The sequence below is a fragment of the Actinobacillus ureae ATCC 25976 genome, from assembly GCF_000188255.1.
GTDB lineage: Bacteria > Pseudomonadota > Gammaproteobacteria > Enterobacterales > Pasteurellaceae > Actinobacillus > Actinobacillus ureae.
This window is the reverse complement of the sequence record NZ_GL831080.1, coordinates 280,752-291,151: the sequence shown is the minus strand read 5'-3', so window position 1 is coordinate 291,151 and position 10,400 is coordinate 280,752. Positions and strand designations below refer to the sequence as shown.

General features: G+C 39.5%; 7 protein-coding genes and 1 pseudogene. 4 read left to right on the top strand and 4 right to left on the bottom strand.

All coding sequences use genetic code 11. The features are described 5' to 3' along the window. Positions 1-253: 253 nt before the first annotated feature. Positions 254-2,311, top strand: coding sequence for a capsular polysaccharide biosynthesis protein (locus HMPREF0027_RS01390; protein WP_155812106.1), 2,058 nt, complete (start codon positions 254-256; stop codon positions 2,309-2,311). A 28-nt stretch (positions 2,312-2,339) separates the two neighbouring features. Further along, entirely contained in the window at positions 2,340-3,560 is a 1,221-nt protein-coding gene (locus HMPREF0027_RS01385) for a capsule biosynthesis protein (protein ID WP_005621534.1), read from the top strand. An 89-nt stretch (positions 3,561-3,649) separates the two neighbouring features. Here HMPREF0027_RS01385 and HMPREF0027_RS01380 read toward each other — a convergent pair whose 3' ends face one another. After that, complete coding sequence (locus HMPREF0027_RS01380) at positions 3,650-4,612, bottom strand: hypothetical protein (RefSeq protein WP_044024210.1); 963 nt, start codon at positions 4,610-4,612, stop codon at positions 3,650-3,652. Between the two features lie 227 nt (positions 4,613-4,839). Here HMPREF0027_RS01380 and HMPREF0027_RS01375 point away from each other — a divergent pair, with 227 nt between their 5' ends. Together HMPREF0027_RS01375 and HMPREF0027_RS01370 are read left to right on the top strand one after the other, a co-directional pair. Next, positions 4,840-5,817, top strand: coding sequence for a putative oxygenase MesX (locus HMPREF0027_RS01375; protein WP_044024209.1), 978 nt, complete (start codon positions 4,840-4,842; stop codon positions 5,815-5,817). An 18-nt stretch (positions 5,818-5,835) separates the two neighbouring features. After that, positions 5,836-6,870, top strand: coding sequence for a methionine synthase (locus HMPREF0027_RS01370; RefSeq protein ID WP_005621528.1), 1,035 nt, complete (start codon positions 5,836-5,838; stop codon positions 6,868-6,870). Between the two features lie 126 nt (positions 6,871-6,996). Here the strand turns inward: HMPREF0027_RS01370 and HMPREF0027_RS01365 are convergent, their stop codons facing one another. The 3 genes and pseudogenes from HMPREF0027_RS01365 to HMPREF0027_RS01355 form a co-directional block, all read right to left on the bottom strand. After that, entirely contained in the window at positions 6,997-7,677 is a 681-nt protein-coding gene (locus HMPREF0027_RS01365; RefSeq protein ID WP_005621526.1) for a 3-keto-L-gulonate-6-phosphate decarboxylase UlaD, read from the bottom strand. 108 nt (positions 7,678-7,785) lie between these two features. After that, positions 7,786-8,253, bottom strand: a complete 468-nt coding sequence (locus tag HMPREF0027_RS01360) for a PTS sugar transporter subunit IIA (RefSeq protein ID WP_005621524.1) — start codon at positions 8,251-8,253, stop codon at positions 7,786-7,788. A 74-nt stretch (positions 8,254-8,327) separates the two neighbouring features. Next, positions 8,328-10,128: pseudogene (locus tag HMPREF0027_RS01355) on the bottom strand (PTS ascorbate-specific subunit IIBC). Between the last annotated feature and the right edge of the window lie 272 nt (positions 10,129-10,400).

The window sequence follows — 10,400 nt, the reverse complement described above, 5'->3', positions numbered from 1 at the left end:
GAAAATATCGTTGAGTGAATAAACGGTTTTTGTCACGTTGAAGATAAAACTCGATGACTTGTTGTTTGAATAGCGAGTTATATTTAGTCATAAAAAATCTGCACCTTAATCTGTTGGAGGTTTAGTCCAACCTTTGGGGGGCAGATCATCTCCGGGCTTTTTGATTGGCTAAAATTTACTTTATCAGTATAAGAGAGTATACTTTTATACTTTGTAACAAATTATTGGCGAACCGGTTTAAATAAATTTGGCTATAGCAAAATCCCTTATTTTCTCACGTGGAATCTTAAAGATTCCACACCTTAATGCATTCTTACATGACAGTGAGATTGTGGTTTTTCCTCGTATAGGAACAGCTCCGCTTGTGGACAATGTCATCGGCTGGGGATTGCGCCCATCCACCCAAAAAGCACGGGAATATGCCCAAAAACACGGTTTACTTTATATCGCATTAGAAGACGGTTTCCTTCGTTCTCTTGGTTTGGGGGTAATGGGATATCCGCCGTTTTCGATGGTTTATGATGATGTCGGTATTTATTATGACACGACTCGACCGTCTCGTTTAGAAGCTCTCATATTACACTCACAACTTACGCCGGAACAAATGCATGCTGCCGAGCGAGCAATTTGTTTAATTCAACAAAATCGGCTCTCCAAATATAATCACAATGCAGATTTCACCGAACAAGTAGATAAATCATCTCCTATTGTTTTGGTCGTCGATCAAACTTTCGGTGATATGGCGGTTAAATACGGTTGGGCAAATGAAATCCACTTTAAACAGATGCTAGATGCCGCAATTCGAGAAAACCCTAAGGCACAAATTTGGGTTAAAACACATCCGGATGTGATCAGCGGTAAGAAGAAAGGCTATCTAACTGATTTACATAGCTACGGTAATCGTATCCGTTTATTTGCCGAGGACGTTAATCCGCTTTCGCTGCTTAAACAAGTAGATAAAGTTTATTGTGTAACCTCTCAAATGGGGTTCGAGGCATTGTTACTCGGTAAAAAAGTCATTACCTTCGGCATTCCTTGGTTTGCCGGCTGGGGAATTACGGACGACAGACATCCGGACATTGATATTTTAAAACTGGAACAACGCCGTAAAAATCGTTCCTTTATTCAATTGTTTGCCGCTGCTTATTTGCAATATAGCCGCTATATCAACCCAAATAACGGCAAGATCGGTACAATTTTTGATGTAATAGACTACCTAAGCAAAACTAAAGCATTAAATCAACGTCTAAGCGGAAGCCTGTATTGCATAGGTATTTCGTTATGGAAACAAGCAGTGATTAAACCGTTTTTTGATTTACCATTATGTAAATTACATTTTACACGATCGCTAAAAAAACTCGAAAATCGACCGCTTGCTACCGATGCCAAACTGCTGACTTGGAGCCAAAGTAAACCGGAAATTATCGCTTTTGCCGCCAAACATAATCTGCCGTTATTACGCATGGAAGACGGTTTTATTCGTTCGGTCGGTTTAGGTTCGAATCTAGTCGCGCCTTTATCACTGGTGATTGACGACCTAGGTATTTATTTTAATGCACAGACCCCTTCTCGCTTAGAGGAGATTTTGCAACATCAGGAATTTAGCGAGCAAGATTTAGCGCTCGCCAAACAATTACAACAACGCCTTATTCAAGCCAATATCAGTAAATATAATGTAGGAAATACCGGTTTCCGCTTATCGGTTACTGATAAAAAAACGATTTTGGTGCCGGGTCAAGTTGAAGACGATGCTTCTATTCGTTTCGGCTCTCCGCAACTTAAGCGCAATGTTGATTTGCTCGAAAAAATCAGAGAACTGGATCAGGATGCCTACATTATTTATAAACCGCACCCGGATGTGGTCAGCGGGAATCGACAAGGGCTGGTAGCTCACGAACAAGCGGTCAAATTTGCCGATGAAATTGTAGAAAATGCCAATATTTTAGATTGTATTAATCAAGTTGATGAGGTTCATACAATGACCTCTTTGGCTGGATTTGAGGCGCTATTACGTGGGAAAATCGTGCATTGTTACGGCTTACCGTTTTATTCCAATTGGGGATTAACGCAAGATCATATCCCTCTTACAAGACGTACGCGTCAATTACGTCTTGAAGAATTAATTGCTGCGGTATTAGTTTATTATCCGCAATATGTCGATCCTGAAAAGAGAGTCATGATTGACGCTAACCAAGCAATTGCGATTCTTCAGCAACAAAAACAAAAATTAGCAAACAGCGGGATTAAACGCCCTTGGATTGCCAAACAATTCGGTAAGTTAAAACAACTTTACCGAACCTTAAAATATTAAAAATAAAATTCTCAAAGAGCATTTAACGATGATCAACCATTATTTAGATGATTTGATTGAGCAATCAAATCGGATTTTGCTATTGCAAGGCCCTATAGGCGCTTTCTTCACCCAATTATCGGAATGGTTACAAACTCAAAATCGCAGTGTATTTAAAATTAACTTAAATGCCGGTGATGAATTTTTTTATCCGAATAGCATTACCAACACCTTTGCTTATCGCGATACCTTAGAAAATTTTCATCAATATTTAACCGACTTTTGCCAAACGCATAACATTGATAGCGTGGTATGTTTTGGTGATAACCGTAAATATCACAAATTGGCTAAAACGGTTTGTCAGCATTTAAATATCGCATTTTGGGCTTTTGAAGAAGGTTACTTCCGCCCGGATTACGTCACGTTTGAAAAAACCGGGGTAAACGCTTATTCACCCATTCCAAAGCAGGCAGATTATTTCCGAGCGTTCGAACACTTATCGGAGCCAAACAAAGCACAAAGTGTGGCCAAAGGTTTCTGCCAGATGGCAAAACTGGCCATCCAATATTACGTGTCAGCATATTATCGCCGTCATCAATATCCGGAATATCGCCACCATCGTTTATTAAATGTGTGGTACTACGTAAAATTATGGATGGTTTCAGGGATTAAACGGCTGCGCTATTATATGCACGATCGCAATTTTTCTAAGCGTGTTGAGCAAGGCGAATTCGGTGAGTTTTTTATTTTGCCGTTACAAGTTTATTATGATAGCCAAATTTTAGTGCATAGCGATTATCCTAGCGTAGCTGCAGTGTTACGGGAAGTGTTGTCATCTTTTGCCACCAAAGCACCGAAACATTTGAATTTAATCGTAAAACATCATCCGATGGATCGTGGCTTTATTGATTACGGTAAAGTGATTGATGAATATATGGAACAATATCCTGATCTGAAAAAGCGCATTTACTATATTCACGATGTGCCAATGCCGATTTTCTTGCGCCACGGGAAAGGAATGGTTACGCTAAATAGTACCAGCGGTATTTCAGCGTTATTACACAATATGCCGGTCAAAACCTTAGGTCGAGCCAATTATGATTTTGCCGGACTAACCTATCAAGGCAATCTAGACGACTTTTGGAGCAATCAGGAAAAACCGGATGATGGATTATTTCATGCTTATCGTAAATTCCATCTGTATAAAACGCATATTAACGGTAGCTTCTATAACAAGGTGATTCTGCGTTATCCATACAACCAAAAGTAGCTGACAAGCGGCTATTTTTCGAGATTTTTTTACAAATAAAAAAGACCGCGTAATTTGTTTTACGTAGTCTTTTTTGATCATACGAAAAGTTAAAAAATCACTTCTAAACGCACAAAGGTATTAATAAAATGGTTACGATCTTTGTCTTTATCGTTATAAAAACTGATTTCCGGTTGAATAAATACCCAATTGCGGAAAATGGATTGACGATAGTTAATGAACGGCCCGTAAGTATTGAATTTGGAGTGATCTTTATCAAAGCGTCCCCCCATAAAAATACCGTAGCTTAGGCGTTTAAGCGGGGTAAAATTGTGCTGACGATAAACGCTATTGCCCCAACCGGTTTCTTCATCCACATCATGTGTATATTGCAAGAACGTATGATTCATAATGAAAGTATTTTCACCGTCAATATAACGATTTTCTAAATTGGTGCGGAGGTAATGTTTACTATTGGTGCCATAACGATAAATTTGTTCTAAACGAGTACCGAAATTGTCGGTGATCTCCCAAGTTTTACTTAAACGTAAGCGCCCGAAGATATCACCGCCAGAACGCAAACCGCCGTCCAAATCGCTTTCAATCCCTAAACGTTTAATTTCGTTTGACCAACGTAAACCGATAGAAGCGTTATCGTTCCGTGCTTGACGGCTGTCATAATTACGATCACGAGGCAGATTACGATAGTTTTGTCCAATACGATTTTTATCACGAGCTTGGTTTTCCAAGTCCTCATCACCAAATACCACGCTGACGTGTTTTTTCAGTACCGGCAATTTGATTTTGCCTCGCACACGCGATTTATAGGAAAAACGATCATGCTTATTCCATTGATTGTCTAACATCACACGTAAACTTGCCGATGCCGGTTTACTCGGATCCGTTTCACCTAGCCAATCGTTAATGCCGTTCGACCAATCATGTAATTTCGAGCGAATCGAACTGCGTTGTTGATCCGCCCAAGTGTTTTCAGTTTCATTTGTTTCATTCGCAAAAGCCGAAACGGAAAGCGTCGTAAGAAATGCGATACAGATAAGTTTAAAATATTTCATATTAGCCACCTTCATCAAGGAATTTGGTCGTATCATAATCCAAATGAGTAAGTGATTCAAAAAATACATTTTGTGTTAATTATAGCCGATTATCCACTTAACTCATGAAGCTTATAGTTTATGAATCTGTTTCATGTTTGTTAAGAAAATATTTCATTTTAATTCATAACAAATATGAGATAGATTACCTCTATCAATTAGCAATGAAGCTTAATACAGAGGTAATAATGAGCAATCTATTTCACTATACTATTAAAACACTGAGATTTGATGAAGACTATGCCCCCGCTCAAAGCACACGTTTAACAACAAATTTTGCTAACCTCGCTCGAGGAGAAGATCGTAAGAAAAATTTACACAATACCTTACGTATGATTAATAACCGTTTTAATGATTTCGCTCATTGGGATAATCCGAAAAATGATCGTTATGCGGTTGAGGTTGAAATTGTGTCTGCGGATATTGTGATTGAAGGGCAAGAGGAACATTTCCCTGCGATTGAAATGCTAAAAACCTACATTGTGGATAAGCACACAAATCAACGTATTGATGGCATTGTTGGCAATAGTTTCTCATCTTATGTACGCGATTATGATTTTAGTGTCTGGTTGATCAACCATAATAAAAACCAAGAAAAATTTAGTGCGCCAGCTAATTATGGTGAGTTGCACGGTAAATTATTCAAATTATTAGTCGATTCAGAAGCTTATCAACAAATTTCGGCTAAAGCACCTGTATTCTGCTTAAGCGTGGCGAGTACCCGTACTTATACGCAAACCACTAACCACCACCCTATTTTAGGTACGGAATATACTCAAAATGCTTATTCATTAACAGATGATTACTTTGCGAAAATGGGGATGAAAGTTCGCTACTTTATGCCACCCAAATCGGTTGCCCCGTATGCATTTTATTTTACCGGCGATTTGTTGAACGACTACTCTAATTTAGAGTTAATCGGCTTGATCAGCACAATGGAAACCTTCCAAAAAATCTATCGTCCAGAAATTTACAATGCTAACTCGGTTGCAGGACAAGTATATCAACCAAGTTTAACCTACCAAAATTATTCATTGACCACCATTGAATATGACCGTGAAGAACGTACGCAATTAGCGATTAAACAAGGCGAATTTACCAATGAATGCTTTATCAAACCGTATCGTGAATTACTGGCTAATTGGGCAAAAACAGAAGTAATTTAATGAGTTAAAGAGAATTTTATGAAAACATTATTACCAACCTCAACCGCTGGCAGCTTACCGAAACCTTCTTGGATCGCCGAACCAGAAAAATTATGGTCAGAATGGAAATTAACCGGTGATGATTTACTGCAAGCAAAACGTGATGCGTTACTTGTCTCATTACAGGAACAAATTCAAGCGAGTATTGATATTGTGAGTGATGGTGAGCAAACTCGCCAACATTTTGTGACGACTTTTATTGAACATTTAGAGGGTGTGGATTTTACCAAACGTGAAATTGTGCGAATCCGTAACCGCTATGATGCCAGTGTACCAAGCGTAGTCGGAGCCGTACACCGCCGCAAACCGGTTTTTGTTGAAGATGCTAAATTTTTACGCGCCCATACCGACCGCCCTATAAAATGGGCGTTACCGGGTCCAATGACCATGATTGATACGTTATATGACGGACATTACAAGAGTCGTGAAAAATTAGCATGGGAATTTGCCACGATTCTTAATCAAGAAGCAAAAGAATTAGAAGCAGCCGGTGTAGATATTATTCAGCTTGATGAACCGGCATTTAATGTATTTTTTAATGAAGTAAACGATTGGGGCGTTGCGGCGTTAGAGCGTGCCATCGAAGGCTTAAAATGCGAAACAGCGATACACATTTGCTATGGTTACGGTATTAAAGCCAATACCGATTGGAAAAAAACATTAGGTTCGGAATGGCGTCAATATGAAGAAAGCTTCCCTAAACTACAAAAATCAAACATCGATATTATTTCTTTAGAGTGCCAAAACTCTCGTGTACCGATGGATTTAATCGAGTTAGTACGTGGTAAAAAAGTGATGGTAGGCGCAATTGATGTCGCTACTAATGAGATTGAAACGCCAGAACAAGTGGCGGATACTTTAAGAAGAGCTTTACAGTTCGCTGATGCCGATAAACTTTACCCTAGCACCAACTGCGGTATGACACCGTTATCTCGCCAAGTTGCTCGTGGCAAATTGCAAGCCTTAAGCTCGGGGGCTGAGATTGTTCGTCAAGAAATTCTGGCTACAAAATAAGGCATAAATAAAAATCCTCGTGCTTGAATATATTCACGAGGATTTTAATCTTTGAACAAGCGTTATTCATAGCAAAAAAAATTTCCATAAATCGACTGCTTGTATGCTTTAACGCAACACTAAATATTACGCCCAATATTTATCAATTTCAGCACGAATCGCTTCTGCGATTTGTTTTCCTTTTTCACCAACTAAAGCACGACCGGTAATGAAAGCTTTTGCATTTTTGATTTCTTTAAACAAGTGAATTTCTTCCGGTACAATACCGCCAGTAATCGATAATTCTAAACCAAGCGCAGAAAGCTGTTTCATCAGCTCCACGTCTTCCGCTGTCCAACCTTTACCTGCTAACTCCGCATCGCGCGAACGGTGATAAATTGCCTGTTTTACGCCTAATTCCACCCATTCTTTCGCATCTTTTTCTACTGTCCAGTTGCCGTAGATTTCAATTTGGATTTCTTTCTTCACTTTTAATTCCGGATGTGCCGCATTGAAATCATCCGCTACTTTCTTACACGCCGCTTTAGTTGCCGGATGTGCTGCTGCTGAAACCATTAACCAGTCTGCACCCGCTTCAAATGCCATTTTCGCTAAAATTGCACCACCGTCTGTAGTTTTTAAGTCGCATACGATAATATGATTCGGGTGTAACGCACGTAAAGTTGAAACAGCTTTCATCCCTTCCGCACAGGCAAGAATCGTACCGCACTCAATAATTTCTACAACACTTTCCGCTTGTTTTGCATCTGCAACCGCTTTTTCTAGACTTAATGAATCTAATGCAATTTGGAGTAATGGTTTTGACATATTTTGTTCCTTTCACGAATTTTTAAATGGTACTTTATTCCTCTCTCCCACAGGTGGGAGAGAGACCGCTTGTTGAAGCATTTAACGAAACAAGCAGAGAGGGGATTTCTAGCCAGCTAACGCCTGATCAATCACCGCATAAACATCCTCTTTAGTTTGGCAACGTAAGATTTTGGCTAAATCGACTCCCGTATCACTGTCCGGATCATCCAATACTTGGGTAATTTCCATTAAACCTTCCATATGTTTATCCGAATCACTACCGGCTAAGGTGACAAATACCGAAACAGGCTCATCTTCGCCATCAAAATAAACTGGCTCTTTTAAGGTCACTAAAGCGAACGAGGTTTTAATAACACCTTCTTCCGGACGAGAATGCGGCATCGCAAGACCCAGTGCAAGAATGATATACGGCCCCATTTTTTCAATATTTTCAATAATACTGGTGTAATAACGAGGTTCAATCGCACCTGATTTTTCTAAAACATCCGTGCCTAATTTAATCGCTGCTTTCCAATCTGCCGCACTTTGATTTAAAAGGATTGAGTTATTTTCGATAAGCGATTCTTTTAACATAGCTTTACTTCCTTTAAGTTGGATAGGTTTAAATCAAGGTGACCACTTCCCTTCTAAGAAAGTGGTCTTGAGGGTTATTGATATTTTTTGATAAGAGCCAGCAACTCTTCACTAAAGGTATTCGGATTTAACATATTTTGTACGCCTAATACTGAGATATGATCATTTGCCACAATCTCATTTTGTAAGTGTTTAGAACATACGATGATATCTACCGAACCGACTTTACCTTTATGGTTGGTTACCGCACATGAATCCATCACATTTGGAATACCGCGTTTATCAAGATATTGTTTAATTTTCATTTTCATCATCATTGATGGGCCTTGACCTGAGCCACACACTGCTAAGATGCGCACCGCTTTTGCATCACCTTCTGCATTGCTTTCTGTAGCTTGAGCTGGTTCAGCATCTTGTTCCGCCGATTCACCGAAACCGTATAATTGGTCAACGGTTTTGCCTTCTGCTTTCGCTCTTGCTTCGTCAGCACGTAACTGTTTACCAGCAAATGCCATATATACCAGCGCTAACACGATACATACGGAGGTTGCACCGGTCGGGCTAAAGAACATACCTTGGATAATCGGTGGGAATAATAACGCCCAGTCCGCCATACCCATCCAGCCGTTAAAGCCTGCACCGCCTTCTGTGCTGGTAATTAAGCTTACTACCCATGCAGAACCAAGTACTTCAATAATACCCATCACGAAGCTGATTTTCATTACCGCTTTCCAACCACCGAAATGGTTTGCGAATACACCGATTGTCGCATTAGAGAAGAACATCGGGATAAAGCCCGGAATAATTAATACTGCAGCTGAAGCGTCACCGCCACCGAATTGTTGATAAGCGATTAATCCACCCACCGCAACAAACTGACAGATAGCACCCCACATGAAACCGAATACCACCGCATTTGGCGAAATTGCATAAGTTGCCGCACAGTCAATCGCTAATACTGCATTTGGAATTAAACGTTCAGAAATCCCTTTGAATGATTCAGATAATTCCGCTACGAACATACGCACACCAAGCACGATAACTTGGATTGCCACCGCAAATTTTAATCCGGTTTCAAAGATATAAATTGTCCAGTGCGTTTTACCTGCCATTTGTTGTAGGTTATCTAAACCGAATGACATCAGGATAATACCGAAGAACACCGTCATCACGATCGCTGTTGCAGAGATACTGTCATGGAAAATATGTAACCATTTAGGTAAGTTGAGTTTATCAACCGTTTCTTCTTTTTTACCTAATTTCGGTGCAACTTTTGCCGCTAACCAAGACGCAAATTGTTGTTGGTGACCAATAGAGAAACCCGCACCACCGGTAATTTGTTGGGTTGCTTGGTACATCATATTAGAGAAAATCCTCCAATAGAGCGCCATAATGATTGCGGTATATACAACTACTTCCCACGGTTTTGAGCCGAGTACCCAGAACACTACCGCAACTAAGCCGGCTTGTTGGAACATAATATGACCGGTAAGCATAATGGTACGAATACCGGTAAAGTGTCTGAATAATACAAGTAGGATATTAAGGAATAAGGCTAAAATTACTGCATAACCCACATACGCATAAGCGTCACCCATGGTACTCATTGTCGCTTGCCAACTTGTATATGGGTCAATCACCGCACCTTTAAGGTTATGGTATTTAGATAAACCTTCGATAACCGGTTTAAAGTTTTGCACAAGCGTACCTGAACCGACTTGTACCAACATAAAACCGACGATCGTTTTAATGGTACCATTTAAGAATGGTAGTTGAATCTTTTTTTAGGAAAATGTAACCGATACAAGCGACAAGACCGAGTAACAGCGGTGCTTTCGAAAGAATCTGGTCATTGATTGCCATAAAGATACTCATTACTGTATCCATAGTGAGCCTCTCTTTTTATGTTGAGTAAGAATGATGAGATTTGGAAGATCTCGTTATTTTTAGATTGGTTAAGTTAAAGATTAAAAAAATATAGGCATATTTATACCTACAGAACAAATGATAAACAGTTATCGCACCTCAAAAAAGATTATTTTTGATTATTTGTGAGCAAGATCGCATTTTATTTTTCATTTTCGTGATTTTCGTGATTTTCGTGATTTTCGTGATTTTCGTGATTTTCGTGATTTTCGTGATTTTCG